At 43.9% G+C, this 17619-nt stretch carries 11 protein-coding genes; 2 read left to right on the top strand and 9 right to left on the bottom strand.

All coding sequences use genetic code 11. The features are described 5' to 3' along the window. Positions 1-237: 237 nt before the first annotated feature. On the bottom strand, positions 238-2835 hold the full coding sequence (locus tag V7R55_RS14925) for a VolA/Pla-1 family phospholipase (RefSeq protein ID WP_334060091.1): 2598 nt from the start codon (positions 2833-2835) through the stop codon (positions 238-240). Between the two features lie 320 nt (positions 2836-3155). Between V7R55_RS14925 and V7R55_RS14920 the strand changes: the two genes are divergently transcribed. Next, positions 3156-3899 carry a YciK family oxidoreductase gene (locus tag V7R55_RS14920; protein ID WP_334060090.1) on the top strand — a complete coding sequence of 248 codons (744 nt, stop codon included), beginning with the start codon at positions 3156-3158 and terminating at the stop codon, positions 3897-3899. Between the two features lie 98 nt (positions 3900-3997). Here V7R55_RS14920 and glnS read toward each other — a convergent pair whose 3' ends face one another. Further along, positions 3998-5665, bottom strand: coding sequence for a glutamine--tRNA ligase (gene glnS / locus V7R55_RS14915; RefSeq protein ID WP_334060089.1), 1668 nt, complete (start codon positions 5663-5665; stop codon positions 3998-4000). A 298-nt stretch (positions 5666-5963) separates the two neighbouring features. Here glnS and V7R55_RS14910 point away from each other — a divergent pair, with 298 nt between their 5' ends. Continuing rightward, positions 5964-6986 (top strand): LacI family DNA-binding transcriptional regulator, encoded by a 1023-nt coding sequence (locus V7R55_RS14910; RefSeq protein ID WP_334060173.1) that lies wholly within the window; start codon positions 5964-5966, stop codon positions 6984-6986. A gap of 109 nt (positions 6987-7095) precedes the next feature. Here V7R55_RS14910 and V7R55_RS14905 read toward each other — a convergent pair whose 3' ends face one another. The 7 genes from V7R55_RS14905 to V7R55_RS14875 form a co-directional block, all read right to left on the bottom strand. Next, positions 7096-8796: an alpha-amylase family glycosyl hydrolase gene (locus V7R55_RS14905; protein ID WP_334060087.1), complete on the bottom strand. Its 1701-nt coding sequence runs from the start codon at positions 8794-8796 to the stop codon at positions 7096-7098. Between the two features lies 1 nt (position 8797). Continuing rightward, positions 8798-10279, bottom strand: a complete 1482-nt coding sequence (locus V7R55_RS14900) for an MFS transporter (RefSeq protein WP_334060086.1) — start codon at positions 10277-10279, stop codon at positions 8798-8800. Between the two features lie 38 nt (positions 10280-10317). Beyond that, entirely contained in the window at positions 10318-12216 is a 1899-nt protein-coding gene (locus V7R55_RS14895; RefSeq protein ID WP_334060085.1) for a glycoside hydrolase family 13 protein, read from the bottom strand. Between the two features lie 175 nt (positions 12217-12391). After that, positions 12392-14335 (bottom strand): alpha-amylase family protein, encoded by a 1944-nt coding sequence (locus V7R55_RS14890; protein WP_334060084.1) that lies wholly within the window; start codon positions 14333-14335, stop codon positions 12392-12394. Between the two features lie 131 nt (positions 14336-14466). Then, on the bottom strand, positions 14467-15375 hold the full coding sequence (locus V7R55_RS14885; protein WP_334060083.1) for a PEP-CTERM/exosortase system-associated acyltransferase: 909 nt from the start codon (positions 15373-15375) through the stop codon (positions 14467-14469). Positions 15376-15476: 101 nt separating this feature from the next. Beyond that, positions 15477-15986, bottom strand: coding sequence for an RNA methyltransferase (locus V7R55_RS14880; RefSeq protein ID WP_334060082.1), 510 nt, complete (start codon positions 15984-15986; stop codon positions 15477-15479). A gap of 675 nt (positions 15987-16661) precedes the next feature. Continuing rightward, the gene (locus tag V7R55_RS14875; RefSeq protein ID WP_334060081.1) at positions 16662-17513 is read right to left on the bottom strand and encodes a patatin-like phospholipase family protein; all 852 of its coding nucleotides are present in this window, start codon (positions 17511-17513) and stop codon (positions 16662-16664) included. Between the last annotated feature and the right edge of the window lie 106 nt (positions 17514-17619).

Below are 17619 nucleotides of genomic sequence, written 5' to 3'. Positions count from 1 at the left end.
AAGGTTCCCTAATGATGAAAGAATAAGTCCGGTTTATCGTGCCGAAAGCTCTGCCCAACACGTTAATTTTTAGTATCAGTAAAACTGATCGGACCTTTCATTTACATTACATTAACACCTAAATGCATTCAAATAACATTTGACTTATAAAGACAAAAAAGCCGGCGTTGAAGCCGGCTTTCACTTGTTAAAATGTAAGCAGTTGTAACACTGCTTTCTCGTAGAAACTAAATGTGATTAGTTTGCAACAACGCTCTCATCAGAAATTGGAAGTGCTAGCGCGTCTGACGCAATATAACCTGCCACTTCTTTTTGCATCTCTGTAGTTACCGCAGCGCTTGCCGCTGGGCTCAAACTAGAAGCATGTGCACCGCTATTAAACAGAACAAGACCGCTAATTGGATCTGTGCCAGGTCCTTGAGTAGTAGTCACTTGCTCTAGACCAATTGTAGCCGCTAACGGTAGCTGACCAGAAAGAGGTAACGCAGTCGAAACTGGAATTACCTGGTCTGGTAAGTTTTCTTCGCTACCGTCACCTACAACCGTCATCATGTGAACAGGTGTATTACTTCCCAGAGTTTGCGCATAGTTAGTTGGGTCGCCAGCGTCCATCACAGTTTGCGCCGCGAATGCAAATTCGGCAAATACTGCATTTACTTCAGCTGCTTGCTCTGCAGTTAGATTCTCTTCAAAAATCGCAACCGCCGCACTAAGCTGCTCTTCACTGACATCAGTTGTCTCATAAAGCTGATTTAGCAAAGCGACAAAGTCTTCTGACGCCTGTGAAAGCAATAAGCCTTTAATTAGAGGACCGAAAGCAGCCGATTCTAATAGGAATTGGGCTACACCGCCTCCTGGCGATTCAAGAGACGCTTCTCTAACAGCAAACATACCATCAAGTGCTGCTAAATCACCGCCCATTGATGTATTTGCCACTGCAGCAAAGTTACCACCAGTTATGGCACCTAATGACACGCCCATAATAGACACACGAGACATATCAAACTTAACGTTCTGTGCTGCTGTCGTATCTACCACAGCATTAAGCCCTAAACGCAGACCTAGCAAGTCAGAAACACTTTGACGTAAATTATCGCGCGCCGTTGGCAAGCTGGCAAGGTTCATATAATGCGTTGCGCTTACGCTTGTAGCGTTTAAGTCATCAGTACCGTCACCGTCGAGGTCGAAGCCTCGGCTACCGTGTAAGGGTTGGTCAATGGCCACTGATGCAATACCTGCTAGAGATAGGGTCCCAGTAATGGCAAGCATGTCTTCTTTTTGACTGGTAATACCGTGGGCCAAAATAACCACTGGCCAGCCAGCTTCAGGCATGCTAATTGGGAAGCCTAAAGCGCCTGCAATAGCAGGGTCTGGGATAGTTACCTGAACGTCTAGTGTTTCCGTACCCATATTTCCGCCAGTAGGCTGAGGGTAAGGGTTAAATTTAGTAATATTTCTCGCGCTATCAAGCATTTCGCCATTAATGCGAACATCGGCAAGACCAAGGGAAGAGCACATTTCTGCATTCGGGCCAGGCTGAGCATTAGCAAGTAGCTCTTGAGGTGCGCCAGCAAGTACGATGCCGCTGTCACACGCCGCTTTCCAAAAATCATTTACCGGCGCCAATGGGTTTTCAGCACTTGGTACACCCAAGAAATAAGGCAATGCGATATTACCTTCATAGCGTTGGGCCGCACAGAACGGGCCTGCCTGCGCAAGAATGCCTGTCGATACGCCAACAGCAAATTCGTTCAACGCGCCCCACTGAGCTGCAAGTTGACCTGATGCAGTGCCGGCAAGACCCGCACAGGTTTCAAGTAGACTAAAGTCAGTTGCATCAATAGCTGCTTGTATATTATCAGGCAAACCTTGTTTACCTAGCTCAACCGCACCCGCAACTACAGCTTCATTCACTAAACCTAAGGCTTCCATAACGTTTGGCGCAGCAGAAACATCGCTAACGGTTATCGCAGGAAGTGCAGCAGGAGCAGACGGGTCACCGCCAGCGGCAAGTTGAGCAAAACCGCTTATCATTACCTTTTTAATGGTATCGAGTGAATTAGCAATAGACTGGGTTGTAAACGCTGAGACGTAAGTGATGTTTTCGCGAGCATAACCGGCACCCAACAAAGGGTTAACCAATGAATTAACTAACCCCTGTATTTGAAGCTGTGCGTCGCTTGATAAAGGGTTATTGTTGATATCTTGCCTTACCAAATCCCACGTTGTAGAGCCTTGGACCGACTTGCCAGACGAATCTTTTAAATCTGTGGTCATAACCAGCATATAACCCTGAGCAGGTTTAAGCGGCTTTAAAGGAACAAACGTTATGGTGTTGCTGTCGGCTAGGCTAAGTACATAATCCACACCAAAGGTAAGTTGGTCACCAAGCTTACATCCTGCTGATGGTGTGGTTACCTGCGCGCAATCTGGATCGCTTTGGTCAAGGCCTAATGTCGCCTCAAATAATAGTACGCCAGACGCTAGCGTACTTTCGTCAAGCGATGCGCCGGCAGGTGTATCTACGTTGATGACAAACGGGTGTTGAGTAGACCAACCGTCTAACACATTAAGTGCGTTTTGTGGGTCAGCAAAATCAGTAGGATCAGCGACCGGGATGTTCAGTGTGTAATCAAAGAAACCATCGTCGCCCGGAAGCATTAGAAGGTCATTAGGAATGTTTAGGTTCCCAGTAGCTGGGTCAAAAACAATTCGTGAAAATGGTGTTTGGACTTCTGTTTCGGCCTGAATGTCGGAAAGGGTTTCATCGGAGCCACCACAGCCTGCTAGACCCAGCGCAAGGGCCACACTGGAACTTAATACGAGTTTTCTCATCTCTACTCCCTACAAGCATTGTTGTTATTCTGTGTCTAAAACCTAACTCTATTAAAAGTAGCTTGGTCTACCCTGTCTTTACAGGCGTAGTTGATAGTTTTAAACATGTTAGACCAGTTGTATCTTCCTCAATCTTATTGACTTTGTTGCAACTTTGCAAAGTTTTGTTAACTACTTTTGTTAACTTTTTTTACGTTTGAAGAATTTTTCATTCATTGTTTTACTTGTGGGCTAGGCTGGGTATGATCTGGGGTCATATTCTCAGTTGGGCACAAAAGCCCCACGCAACGCGATGAAAATTAACCTTTTGAAGGAAAACGATGAACGATTACAACGCACCAGCGGATTTACTACGCGATAAAGTAATTCTTATCACAGGGGCTGGCGATGGAATTGGTGCACAAGCTGCAAAGACATATGCTGCACACGGCGCTATTTGTATTCTATTAGGCCGCACAGTGTCGAAACTTGAAGCCGTGTATGACGACATTATCGCCGCGGGTGGTCAGGAACCCGCAATTGTTCCTTTAGATATAAAAGGTGCAACTCCCTCTCATTATCAACAAATGACGCAGACCATAATAGACCAGTTTGGTCGATTAGACGGCGTTCTCCATAACGCTAGCATCTTAGGCCACCTAAGTGCATTTAAAGATATTGATGCACAAGAGTGGCAAGACGTAATGCAAGTCAACCTTAATGGCATGGTCTATATGACACAAGCACTTATTCCCGCATTAGAAAAAGCCGAAAATGCGTCAATTATTTTCACCACATCGAGTGTGGGAAGAAAGGGTCGTGCGTTTTGGGGCACATATGCTGTGTCTAAGTTCGCGACAGAAGGCGTAATGCAAACTCTGGCGGATGAGTATCAGAATAAGACACTGCGTTTTAACTGTATTAACCCAGGAGGCACCCGCACTAACATGCGTGCACAAGCTTTTCCTGCAGAAAACCCGGAAACACTTAAAACACCAGAAGATATTATGCCTATGTATCTCTATCTAATGGGTGATGAAAGTAAGGAAGTGAACGGTCAATCCCTTGATTGCCAGCCAAAGTAGTCAATTAATTTTCATGCTTCTTTAAACAAAAAACCGCTTAAGTTTGCACTTAAGCGGTTTTTTTCATTTAAGCATAGAGCGCGTAATCAATAATTATATTATTCGCCTATCTTTGCCCATGTGTCTCTGAGCCCTACCGTGCGGTTGAAAACAGGTTTGTCGTCTGTGCTATCTTTATCTACACAGAAGTAGCCAGTACGTTCAAACTGCCATGCCCCCACTTCAGGAACATTACTAGCAAGCCTTGCTTCTACCCAGCCCTGTTTGATTTCCAAAGAGTCAGGATTAATAGCATCGGTAAAGTTTTCTTCAGCCGCCGGATTAGGCACGTTAAATAAACGATCGTACAGCCTAAATTCTGCTGCCTGTGCCGTTGCCGCATCCACCCAATGAATAACGCCTTTTACTTTACGACCATCGGCAGGGTCTTTACCCAATGTGTCTGGGTCGTACGTACAATAAACGGTAGTAACATTACCATCTTCGTCTTTTTCAACTCGATTAGCTTTAACTACGTAGGCATTACGTAAGCGTACTTCTTTGTCTAGTACCAAGCGTTTGAACTTTTTGTTCGCCGACTCACGGAAGTCTTCTGCTTCAATATATACTTCGCGACCAAAGCTAATGCTACGTGTACCCATGGTCTCATCGTTAGGATGATTCGGTGCAGCCAGTGTTTCTGTCTGACCTTCATCGTAATTTTCGATAACAAGCTTAATGGGGTCTAATACTGCCATCGCACGCGGCGCGTTAGCATTTAGATCATCGCGAATACAAGCTTCCAACATAGACATTTCAACCATGTTGTCCATTTTGGTCACGCCAATTCGCTTACAGAATTCAACCACAGAGCCTGGTGTGTAGCCACGACGGCGTAAGCCTGCAATAGTAGGCATACGCGGGTCATCCCAGCCACTTACGTGATTCTCATCAACTAATTGGATAAGACGTCGCTTACTTAATACCGTGTATTCAAGATTAAGACGGGAAAACTCATACTGACGAGGCGTACAGTCAATTGAAATATTTTCAATAACCCAGTCGTAAAGACGACGGTTGTCTTGGAATTCTAAGGTACATAATGAATGCGTGATCCCTTCAATAGCATCTGAAATGCAGTGAGTAAAATCGTACATTGGATACACGCACCATTTATCACCGGTTTGGTGATGGTGTGCATGTTTGACGCGGTAAATTACCGGATCGCGCATACACATAAAAGGCGACGCCATGTCGATTTTGGCGCGCAAACTGCACTCACCTTCTTTGTAGTCGCCTGCCGTCATTTTGGCAAACTCGCGTAGGTTAGTTTCAACGTCTGTGTCGCGATAAGGGCTGTTTTGACCAGGCTCTTTAAGCGTTCCACGCATCTCGCGCATCACTTCTTGCGCTGAGAAATCTACGTAAGCTAAACCTTTTTCAATAAGCTCAACCGCATATGCATGAAGCTGGTCAAAATAATTCGATGAATAACGCGCTTCGCCATCCCACGTGAATCCAAGCCACTGAACGTCCTCTTTTATCGAGTTAACGAACGCAATGTCTTCTTTTGCTGGGTTGGTGTCGTCGAAGCGCAACTTGCACGACCCTGTGTAGTCTTGTGCAATACCAAAATTCAAGCAAATAGACTTGGCATGACCAATATGTAAAAAACCGTTCGGCTCTGGTGGAAACCGAGTTTTAATAGCGTCATGTAGACCACTAGCCAGGTCTTTATCTATGATCTGACGGATAAAATTGGTCGGACGGTGTTCAGTCTCGGCCATTCGCTTGTTCCCCTTATGCACGTAATATTTCAAAATCTCGCTGAGTATAACACTCTCGTAATTACTTCAACCATGTTTTATTCAAAGAAGCCTAACAAGTGATTGATTTAAGAGCGATCCACTCAAAAACCGCACTATAACCATCATAACAAAACCCGCTGAAACTTACTTTATGAGTAACGCTTCATTAATTTTGATTAGCATTTAGGCGCATATACAGCAAAAAGCGCGCGCTATTCGAAAAATATGGTAATCTAATTCGGCGACAACATTGTCGTAGCAGCAAAACATGGTGTTTATGAAAGAAAAAGCAACCTCTTTTGATATTGCCCACTTGGCAGGGGTTTCGCAATCAACCGTCTCGCGAGCGCTCAACAACAGCCCGCTAGTCAACCAAGAAACTCGTGAACGCGTTCAGCGCATTGCCCGGGAGCTTAATTACAAGGTAGATAAGAACGCCAGTAATTTAAGAAAACAAAAGAGCAGCACAATTGCCCTACTCTTATTTGAAGATCCTACGTCTGACGACTCAATGATCAATCCTTTCTTTTTAGCCATGCTTGGTAGTATTACTCGCGCTTGTGCGCAAGCGAACTACGACCTACTCGTGTCGTTTCAAAACTTGGAAGACGACTGGCATGCAGAATATGAAGATTCAAACAAAGCCGACGGGATTATACTGCTAGGCTACGGCGACTATACTGATTATCAGAACAAAGTCGCTCAGCTTGAGTCACAAGGTACACATTTTGTTCGCTGGGGCGCACCAGATGAAGCCCATCCAGGTGTAAGTATCGGATGTGATAATTACCAAGGTGGACAAAGCATTACTTCACATCTCATCGAACTCGGTAAAACATCGTTTGCCTTCATTGGTGACAACGGCGAGCACGCACCGGAATTTAAAGCACGTTTTGATGGTTATTTTAAAACATTACAGTCTCATGGCTTGACGCAATCAAGTGTCCAACGTAACGCCATTTCTACCGAGGATGCTGGCTCAGAAGCGGTCAAGTCATTGCTGCAAGCTGGCGAACTTCCTGAAGCTATTGTCTGTGCGTCAGACCTTATTGCTATGGGTGTTTTGCGAGCGCTCCGTCAAGCGAAAGTGAATGTTCCGGACGATGTTGCTGTAGTGGGTTATGATAATATTGCCGTGTCTGCTTACACTACGCCTTCACTAACCACGGTTCAGCAAAATACAAAACTCGCAGGCGAACTGTTGGTAAATACGCTATTAAAAGCGATAAACAATGAAGAGGTGGAGGATTACTTAATGCCTGCCGACATTATTGTACGCCAATCTTGTGGCAGCGAATAAACGACCTCAAGTTGTGCCTTTTTTTAATAGCCGTTACTAGAATAAAAAGCCCCGAGCGTTAAACGCTCGGGGCTTTTTTTGACTCTAAATATATTGCGTTTGTTGTTTTCTATTGACGGGCAAGTTGATGTTCAATTTGAGTGAGCAATGCAGGGTTAGTAGGTTTACCCTTGCGAACCCACACTTGAACGCCATTAGCCTTAACGGTAGCGCTTAACGCAGAGCCGTTCTCTACGTACTGGGTTTGCCCCGACAATTGCTCTACCCAGTTTCCTGACTGCATTAATTTGCTCACCTCAAATGATTGTGCTTCATCACTCTTGTTCAGCAGCACAAGCGCGGTTTGCTGCGCTTCGTTAGTATCGATAACGCGATAGAATGCCGCTCGATGTCCGCCAAGTTCCAGGTTTACCTGCACGCCGCGCTGCAAGGCTACAGTGTGTTTACGCACATTGGCAATTTTGGTTAAAGCCTGTTGAATAGCATGATTCTTAGCCTTATCGATACGTTCCTGACCAAGGTAGTTACGGTTACCAGCATGTTCAGCCGTACCGCGCATGAAACCTATCTCAGAGCCCATATAAACAACCGGTATACCTCGAACGGTGAACAGCCAGTTGTGCGCATTTATAAATCCTTCATCTGTCGCGTTAATGCGCGCCATATCGTGGTTGTCATAGAAGGTGGTGAGTTCATAGGGGTTGTTATAAGGGCCGTGAGTAAGGTGTAGCACCTCTTCTAAGTCTGCAAAATCACTTTCCAACGGCTTTTCAAACACGCTTACCATGGCTTTCTGCATAGGAAAGTCTAGAACGCTTACGCCACCATTTTTAGGTAACGTATGCTGCGCTATATTGTTGGCTTCGTAGTCGAAGGCTTCACCAAACATAAAGAAGTCTGGGTTTTCTTTACGAATACGGTCAGACGCTTCACGCCAAAATGAATGTGGCACGTGCCTTATGGTATCTATCCTAAATGCATCGGCGCCTTGCGATATCCAATAAAGGTAACTGTTAATTAGATAATCACGTACCTCTGGGTTCTCATCATCCAAGTTTGAAAGCTTTACTAAATCTGGATAGTTATGGAAAAAGCTATGTAGCGGATTGTTTTCAGGGTCAAGGTCTTCAGGTGCTAGGTTCTGATGATCAGCAACAAGATTTCCATCTATGTCATATATTTCCCCGTAGCCCGGTAAGTCCTTTTCCATGGTAAAACTTGGGGTGCCGTGATTTGCAACAATATCAAACACTGATTTAAGACCGTGCTGACGCATCTTTGCAGTATAGTCACTTACGCTCAAATCGTCGCTAATCAAATGTTCATCAGCTTTATAAAAGTTAGTAGCCCAGTAGCCGTGATAGCCAGTTTTCCCGCCATCTTTAAATGCGCCACCGTACGTAATAGGCTCGTCGCCGTTAAACGCATAGTCAGGATTATCATGTACTGGGGTCATCCAAACCGCCGTGAAGCCCATATCTTTGATGTAATCCGCGTTATTTAAGATGCCTTGTAAGTCACCGCCCATATAACCAACATAGGCTTTCTTACCGTCCGGCCCTTCCAGCGGCAACTGCCAGGTAGGATGATCGCCACCCTGGCCTTCGTGGTTATTCGAAGGATCGCCGTCGACAAAGCGGTCTGTTACTACAAAGTACACGGCTTCGCTGGCAAAGGGCGTGCTGGTACCCACAATCGTTTGTTCGGTGTACATCTCGTTATTATCTAAAGACGATGTCGCCGTGCTGCTGCATGCTGTGCAAAACAAACCAGCCAACGTTAATGCAATTGCTGAACGTTTAAATAACATATTAAGCTCCCTGTTCTGCTTGAAGTTCTTGTTTATCTGCCTCTTTCACAAAGAAGACCGACACCGCACCAATTAGCATAGAAATACCTGCAACAACAATAATGTACTTGGCATCGTTGTCGAACACACTGCTTAAGATCCACCCAGCAGTTAGACCTGAAACAATTTGTGGCGCAGCCACGGTGAAGTTAAATATTCCCATGTAAACACCCGTCTTATTCGCTGGTAATGCGCCGGCTAACATGGCGTAAGGCATAGCAAGAATTGCCGCCCACGCAATACCTACACCTACCATTGGAATAAGTAATTTAACCGCACCTAATGGCACTGTTACCTCAGTAATAAGCAGATTGACATTAACCATCGTGAGGTCTTGAAATAATAAGAAACTTACATAGCTCAAGCCACCTAGCGCTAAAGACGAAGCGTAGACCATTTTACGACCGAACTTATCTGCTAGTTTCGCTAAGAAAATAGAGAAAATAGCAGCAAACACAGAATATGCAGCGAAAAGAATACCTACCCAGTCACCAGCAGCACCTTTTGCCATAACAATAGTCTCAGGCACCATGGGTGCAGCGGCGATATAAGCGGGGTCAAACCATTGCTTGTCTACGTTCCAAATATGTTGAGTAATAGCAGGTGTGGTGTAAACCCACATTATAAAAAGCGCAAACCAAGAAAAAAACTGAACCACAGCCAGTTGTTTCATGGTGGTTGGCATGTTTTTTACTAGAATGAAAAATTCACCTAAGCGCTGACCAAGCGGTGCTTTAGGTTCACTTTTATGTAGAGGTTCTTCATCGGTAAGACCCTTGTAGCGACTATATTCTTCTGGCGCGTACTCTTTAGTGCGTATAACGGTCCAAATGACTGTACCTAATAGTACAGTAGCGCCGATGTAGAATGCCCACATTACCGATGGCGCAACCTCTCCCATCTGAGCGGTATTCTCTAGGCCCACAACATTGGTTAGTACAAACGGCAATATAGAACCAATAACCGCACCTATATTGATAAGAAGCGACTGAATTGAATAACCCACGTTGCGTTGTGACGCAGGCACCATATCTGATACCAAAGAGCGAAACGGCTGAAAACATACATTGAACGAGGCATCCATCAGGGCAACCATTAAAGCGCCCATAATCATAGGTGCTAAGAAGGCAACGAAGATCGGAGCATTAGGTAATAATATCATGCCTACCACTGCAGCTATTGCCCCAGCAAGTATAAACGGTCGACGGCGACCCAACCGGTTCCACGTTCTATCTGAAGCCGAGCCAACAATCGGCTGTACTATCAAGCCCATAATGGGCGCTACAAGCCAAAATAGCGATAGTGAATGAAGGTCTGCGCCAAGATCCGATAGGATACGACTGACGTTTGCGTTTTGCAGTGCAAAACCAAATTGAACACCCAGAAAGCCAAAGCTGACATTCCATATTTGCCAAAAAGAAAGGCGTGGTTGAGTTGCTTGCATATTTTGCTCTGTTTATTGTTTTACTATAAATAATACGGTTATTGCACGATGAAAACATTAGCCGACATAGCTGGAAGGCTTAAGGTTTCAGACGCGCTAAATGTTTGACCGTCGCTGATACGTGTTAGTGATACATCAGTACCTATTACCTCAGCGTACTTCGCTAAAGGTAAAATTACCGATTTTTTGTTAAGGACAACCATAAGCTTCTGTGCTGTATCATTGGCCACTCGAAAATACGTGTAAACACCGTCAACGGGCGCGTAGTGCTTAAGCTCACCTTTAAATAGTTGAGGGTGAGTTTGACGCAGAGCTAATAAGGTTTTTATGCGCTTTTGCGCCCACAGCTCGTCATCAGAAAGCCCTTTTCCGTTAAACGCATTTTTCTCGCTATCTGATGGCCACCCGCCAGGAAAGTCAGCGCGAATAATACCGTGGTCTTCAGTCCCCTCATTTCCCATCAAAATCTCAGTACCGTAGAACACTTGGGGTATACCGCGTGTTGTTAAAAACAACGTCATTGCCATATTCCATTTAGCTTTGTCATTGTTTAACTGGGTAAATATTCGGCTCATATCGTGATTATCAGGAAAGACAACCAGATTATTTGGATTACCATACAAAAAATCTGTGGCTAATGTCTCATAAACTGAAGTAAAACTAGAGTTCCAACTTTCATCGCTATTTAGCGCTTCAACAACAGCAGTTTGAAGAGGGAAATCCATCACGGAAGGCAACGCGCTATCGTAATCATCGTGTCGCTGACTGCCTGCTTGCCAGTAAGCTGTAATAGCAGGGTTTACCGACCACTCTTCCCCAACAATATTGAAGTTAGGGTATTCCTTCATAATACGGTTAGTCCACTGACTTAAAAACGCTTTATCAGGATATGAATAAGTGTCTACTCGTATGCCGCTCAGATTTGCGGTTTCTACCCACCAAATAGCATTTTGAATCAAATAATTTGCTAAATGTGGGTTGCGCTGGTTCAGGTCTGGCATTGTTGGTACAAACCAACCGTCGCGAAACCCATTAATATCGCTTGCTATGGCGTGAGGGTCGTGAAGCGATTCACGCTTATGGGTAGTACCGACAAACTGTCCGTTATTGTTTATCCAATCAGAAGATGGTGTATCCTCCATCCATACATGCTCACTACCGATATGATTAAGCACCATATCCATGATAACGCCGATACCGTTTTCGTTGGCCTTATTGCTTAGCGCAATAAACGCATCATTGGAGCCAAAGCGTGGGTCTATATTGTAATAGTCAGTGGTAGAGTAGCCGTGATAACTGTACTTCTCCATTGCGTTTTCAAGCATTGGCATTGTCCATATTTGGGTAAACCCCATCTCTTTTATATAGTCGATGTTGTTAGCAATACCCTGAATATCACCACCGTGACGGCCACCTTTAAAAGATCTATCTACCTTATCTTGATACCCTTCAATGTTGTCATTTTCCACACTGCCATTGGCAAATCGGTCGGGGGCAATCAGGTAGATGGCATCTTCTGGCCCAAAACCTTCCCTCGCTGACGAACCTTCAGCACGCTTTTCCAATGAATAATGAATGTCTCGCGAACTACCGTCCTCGTCCTTTAATGATAACACCAATTCTTGCGCACTCGCGTCGGCAATATCTAGCGTTACAAAAAGATAGTTTTCACTGTCAAGTGCCCTGCTTTGTTTTATTTGCACACTCCCTTCGGACACGGAAACTTCATCATCAGCAACGTCTTTGCCAAAAATCATCAGTTCCACTTCCGTATGTTGCATGTCTGCCCACCAGTTAGGCGGATAAACACTTAGGCTATTCTCTTGTGAAGAAAAAGCAGAAATTGCAGGCAAAAGTGTAGCAGCGCCGACAAAAAGTGAGAGCGAAACACAGCGTGATGGAAAAATACCATTAGTTACGCGGTTACGATTAAACATAGAAACACCGATGTTAAAAATACGTTAAGTGCAAGATAATATCGAGATACTACATTGCATAGGCAAACTGACCAATGCTCTGCATACGTATTCACGAGACACCATGCCAATACCCATGGCGTCTCGCTTTGATAAAAATTTAATATTAGTTTTCGTTAATAGCGCTAACCATTAACTAGAAGGCAAATACTTTCGTCTCTAGGCCATTTAGAGATAACGAGGCTTTGTAGTTAACATCGTCCTTTTCTAAGCTAATGCCGTCATGAGAGAGAAGTGGCTCAAGGCTAATAGTTTTACTACTTACACCCATCACACCAGCCGGAACAGTCATTTCCATTTGTCCCGTAGGTTTTTCACTGAAGTTTGCGATAACCACAAAACCATGCTCGCCTTGCACGCGAGTAAATATAAATTGCTGCTCTGAATACGCCGAATTTTCGACGCCTAGATTGAGCGCATGAAGGCTGCGGTACTCACCAATAATGGCTGGATTACTAGCGGCAATAGACATTACGCGTTCGTAAAAGTTATGCAGATCTATTTCAGCTTTCGTAGATTGACCTCCATCAAATTTGCCATCATTCATAAATCGCTGGTGGGCGGGAACGCCAACATAGTCGAAAATAGACGTACGCGTTGGGTCGCCAAATCCTGTCTCTTCACTTCCGTCTTCGCCTACATCTTGTCCAAAATAAAGGAGCGTTGGTGAACTACTTATAAGCGCACTCACAGCAAGCGCTGGCTTGCCTTTTTCAGCGCTACCCGCGAAGTCAGGACTCGCAATACGCTGTTCATCATGATTCTCTAAGAAGTGCAGCATATGTGGTGCAATATCGCTAATTTCCTCATGAATAGCCACGAGATCGCTCACTTTTCCCTGCCCTTGCATGATTGTTTTTAACGTATCGTAAAACCCTACTTTGTCGTAGAGATAGTCCATTTTGCCTTTATGGAGGTAATCTCTGTATTTGTCAGGCTGGTAAACTTCTGCTAGCAAGAAAGCATCAGGTGCTTTTTGCTTAATGCTGCTGTTGAGAAAAGACCAGAACTCTACTGGTACCATCTCGGCCATGTCAAAACGAAATCCATCGACGCCTTTATCAATCCAATAATGGGCAATGTCTCTAAATTTGTACCACGAGTCTGGAAGATCTTTCCCTTGCCAAAACGCGGCATGCTCTTCAATAGATTTTTGACTGTATGTGTTAGGTAGTAAGGGAAAATCATAAGTGCCATCTGGCTTAACGCCATAATTCACCTTTACCGTTTCATACCAGTCATTAATATCTGGCTGCGCTGCTCTTGCACCGTTCCCTGTCCATTTAGCAGGAAACTCTTCGAACTTACCGTCTGAAAGTGGGTGAGGTTCGCCACCGAGAACTTGGTAGTTGTCGGCGGTGGGCACTTTAAACGACTCTCCAACAACATAATAGAAATTGTTATCTCTGGCATATTCAACAGACGTATCGTCTTTCGCACCAAAATCACTTACACCTTCAGGGGCTGAGAGCGAATGATAATCGCGGGCAACGTGATTAGGAACAATGTCGATAATAACTTTCATTCCCGCAGCATGTGTTCTTTCAATCAGAGCTTCGAACTCTTCTAGCCGCTTCTCTGGGTTATCAGCCAGGTCAGGATTAACATTGTAGTAATCTTTTACAGCGTATGGGGAACCTGCACGTCCTTTCACTACATCTGGGTCGTCATTTGATATACCGAAGTCAGTATAATCGTTGATTACGGCGTGATGCGGCACACCGGTATACCAAATGTGGCTGGTGCCTAAAGATTTTATGGCTTCAAGGGCTTTAGGGGTAAAGTCGCTGAATTTGCCTACGCCATTTTGCTCAATCGTACCCCAAGGCTGATTTGTAGAATTAGTATTTCCAAATAGTCGAGTAAATACCTGATAGACCACAGGTTTCCCTTGTCTTTCACTTTTTTGAGAATGCGTTGACATATCACTCTGTTGACTTGGCGTCGAAGGCTTACTCCCTTCGCTACCTTGCGTTTGGTTATTTGTTGACGGCGCTGGACCAGAGCACGCCATTAAACCCAATGAAAGCATAGCAACAGATATTGCCTTAAGAGAAAAACCTGACTTTTTATTAACCATAGTACTCGTGACAAAATTGTAAATGATGCCAACAGGATACGCGTTAAAGGTATGTCAAAAAACATGCATACGTATTCAGAAACGAAAAAGCCGTCCAAGGGGACGGCTAATTAATAATTTGACGTTAAATTTTAGGCAGCTTGCGCCACTCGCAATAGTTTCTGCGTTGGAAGAGCGGTATGAGATGGAAGGGTTTCAATAGCTTTTAAGGCACTATTAAGCTCGTTATTGATCTTCGTGTGAAAATTTTTAAGAGGCTTTGCTAAGTCCTCTAATAACACCTGTGGCGATAGCCTGTAAGGCACACGCTTACCGTTAAACTCTACTGCGTCGCCTACCGAATTAAAATGAATACCAAATGCTTTCATTCTTCGTGCTAACTTTGGCTCCATCAAAACGTATGCGTGCTTGACATTTAGGTGTTGGCAAATGCTGGTTGCCATTAAATACAGCGCAATAGAAAGGTATGGAAAGTGCTCTACATTAAATGGCGTACTCTTCTTTCGCTTTATTTTTTCAAGCTTTTTCGACGGTAGAATTTTAGCACGCATTTGACGAACTCTGAACTCTCTTGGGATTGCCAATCTTGATATTTCACACACGCTTAACGGGTCGCAGTTAGAAGGTAGAAGAGAACTATCCTCAAATGCTTCAACGCACTTTTCCTCTAAAGGTAACGACAGTCCAGCTTCTGTTGGCAATACCAGCCGAATTGTACCTGCGCATTCACCGGTAGGCCGGTGTTTGATATAACAATTGATTGCGCGATCATCGTACTTATCTTTTTCAATGGCAGCGGCATTTTGTTGCTCGAAGTTCATTTCCTCGCAATAGACTTTGTGACGAGTTTTATAGCTCACTTGTTTGTCATTGTCTTCGTTTGCTATAACAAGTTCATAACGACTAAAAAAGAAGTTGGAAATACTTTCTTCAAGCGACAACCGACGTGGAAATGCTTTTAGTAGTTGTTGCGGTAACAGGTTTAACTTGTTAGTCACTGCACTATTTAGCGCACGAGCAGCGCTTATTGTAGTTTTCAACGCAAAAGTCCCCTAATTTTAAATTATTGTTTGGCACGTGGGTAACTTCCTGTTAGCAGCAGTAGCCTTAGGTATATTTTTCTAAATTAGTAATTAAGTCGTTATCTAATCTTTGTTTTATTATTCGTGTCTCGGCTTTGTCTGATAAGTGCATCCCCACTTACATACTCAGACTTTGATAGACGGTCATACAGTAAAACATTGGCCGTTGCCGCCAAATTCATACACGAATAAGTGGGTACATAAACGACGTGATCGCACCATGACAAAACATCTTCGCCCACGCTTCCATCTTCTGGGCCTAAGATATAAAAGGCGTTTTCTGGGTGTTCAAACGTCGGTAAAGCTTCTGCGCCTTCGACGAGTTCTACTGCAACAACAGATGCGCCTTCTGGGACAACATCCCATAAGTTTTCAACGCCAACTGTCGGGATAACCTTATGAAACGCTTTTGTATCTGCGTTAAAGTCTTTTGCAAATCGATAACGCTGACCCGTATAAAATACGCTCGCGACGCCATAGCACCCTGCAGCACGAAGGATCGACGCAACATTCACCGGATTCTTTGGATTTACCAATCCAATTGAGATTTTTTGCTTCGCTAATTGCACGTTTTATTTTGCTTTTTTTAATTATTCTCAAATACTGCCACGTCTCTTTGCCCACATCTATGCATAGCAAGAAAAAGTAGCCTTAAGTATTATGCTGCATACATAAAAGTTGTATATCATTTTATTATTGCTAAGCGCTATCTGCGTAGCGCACGACACAGTCAATGTAGTGTGGTAGAGCTTATATATATTGTTTTTTATGATGTTTTTTCAAAATATCGCTTTCTTAAAAAAACATATGACATAACGTGTCTGCAATCCAGCTTGCGCTACTACAATATATGAACGCGTATAACTTTACCTTAAAAGTTTCAGCAAAATACAGACCAATACTATGAAACTTTTGCAAGTTAAGTGAAAAGTTTACACACAACTATTCAAGCTTTACTTAAAGTTTCTAAATATCAGATGGTTATGAAGGTGATCGCTAAGCGTTAATTTTTGGTGCTGTAGTGATAAAAACAACTGGAGCTTTGGTAGGGGTGTTACGACTAAAAAAATACTGGTCGCGATAGCTTAAAAATGGATAAATCCACTAGAATTATGTAGTCAATTTGCAACACTATAACCCACTGAGAAACAAGCATTTTGAATCTATAAACAAAAAAGCCTGGATAAATCCAAGCTTTCTGTCTCTACTGTTGCTGAATCGCTACATATTTAGCGGGCCAAAGTTTATGCAGACTTCTGATTTATCGCAGGGTCGAGGGCTTTAATGTAACGTCTGGCCATACGTCTACCCTGACCATAGCCCCTTAACAATTTTTTCTTATCCATAGTTAGGCGTTTTACGCTGAAAGCCTCGTCTGGCGCAATTACTTTGATGTTGCAGTCACTTGGTGGATTATTTAGAAAATCTAGCGTTTCGTTATAAATGGCTGCTCGCTGGAGCATCTTTTCAAGGATCGCAGGCTGGTTTCCATACATTTTTTGCATTAACCAGGTTGATTTTACTTCAGGCTTGGTAAACCCAAGTGGCTGAGAAAGTATTACGGTAATGTCCCTTGCGCCCATTTCATAAGCTTTTATTGCAGGTATTGCATCTGCAACTCCGCCATCCAGGTAACGCGTACCGTTAATGATTATTTCATCTCGATATGCAGTGGGTAGTGCACAAGACGCTACCATCAACTCGTCTATATTATCTTCTTTGGCTTGAATAAATTCACATTCACCCGACTCTGCATTCGTAATCCCTACGTACAGAGGCATGCTGCTATTTTCACCCGGAGCGGGAATGTTCATTGATTGCTTTGAGTGATGCCATAGCCAATGTACATCTGTCATATGACCCCCTTTTATGAATCGAAGCGGGCTGAAAAACTCTCGCTTCGTTGCATATTGGGTGATAATGGTTTTGCTCAAACCTTGCATTTTAGACACGTAAGTCGACAAATTTGTCGCACCAGCGGAAACCCCTAATGTGAAATCAAAGGGGTAATAGTCTTGCTCCATGAATTTATCAAGTACGCCAGCCGCAAATATTCCGCGCATAGCGCCGCCTTCTACAACTAATGCACTTTTCATCGATTCTCTCCCTGTAGATACATTTACAACCTTCTGGTACGACCACTTTCGGTATCAATTATCCTACAAGAGAATCAAGAGATATGCCAAGAAGAAAAAACCGCGA

Source organism: Alteromonas sp. S005 (assembly GCF_036864475.1).
Classification (GTDB): Bacteria; Pseudomonadota; Gammaproteobacteria; order Enterobacterales; family Alteromonadaceae; genus Alteromonas.
The sequence above is the reverse complement of the archived record's forward strand: the minus strand, read 5'-3'. Positions and strand labels throughout refer to the sequence as shown.

What these genes read in the sequence shown, in the direction of transcription:
- glnS (WP_334060089.1), bottom strand. Translation starts at nt 5,665, where the DNA reads ATGGCCGAGACTGAACACCGTCCGACCAATTTTATCCGTCAGATCATA.
- V7R55_RS14895 (WP_334060085.1), bottom strand. Translation starts at nt 12,216, where the DNA reads ATGTTTAATCGTAACCGCGTAACTAATGGTATTTTTCCATCACGCTGT.
- V7R55_RS14905 (WP_334060087.1), bottom strand. Translation starts at nt 8,796, where the DNA reads ATGTTATTTAAACGTTCAGCAATTGCATTAACGTTGGCTGGTTTGTTT.
- V7R55_RS14925 (WP_334060091.1), bottom strand. Translation starts at nt 2,835, where the DNA reads ATGAGAAAACTCGTATTAAGTTCCAGTGTGGCCCTTGCGCTGGGTCTA.
- V7R55_RS14875 (WP_334060081.1), bottom strand. Translation starts at nt 17,513, where the DNA reads ATGAAAAGTGCATTAGTTGTAGAAGGCGGCGCTATGCGCGGAATATTT.
- V7R55_RS14890 (WP_334060084.1), bottom strand. Translation starts at nt 14,335, where the DNA reads ATGGTTAATAAAAAGTCAGGTTTTTCTCTTAAGGCAATATCTGTTGCT.
- V7R55_RS14910 (WP_334060173.1), top strand. Translation starts at nt 5,964, where the DNA reads ATGAAAGAAAAAGCAACCTCTTTTGATATTGCCCACTTGGCAGGGGTT.
- V7R55_RS14920 (WP_334060090.1), top strand. Translation starts at nt 3,156, where the DNA reads ATGAACGATTACAACGCACCAGCGGATTTACTACGCGATAAAGTAATT.
- V7R55_RS14900 (WP_334060086.1), bottom strand. Translation starts at nt 10,279, where the DNA reads ATGCAAGCAACTCAACCACGCCTTTCTTTTTGGCAAATATGGAATGTC.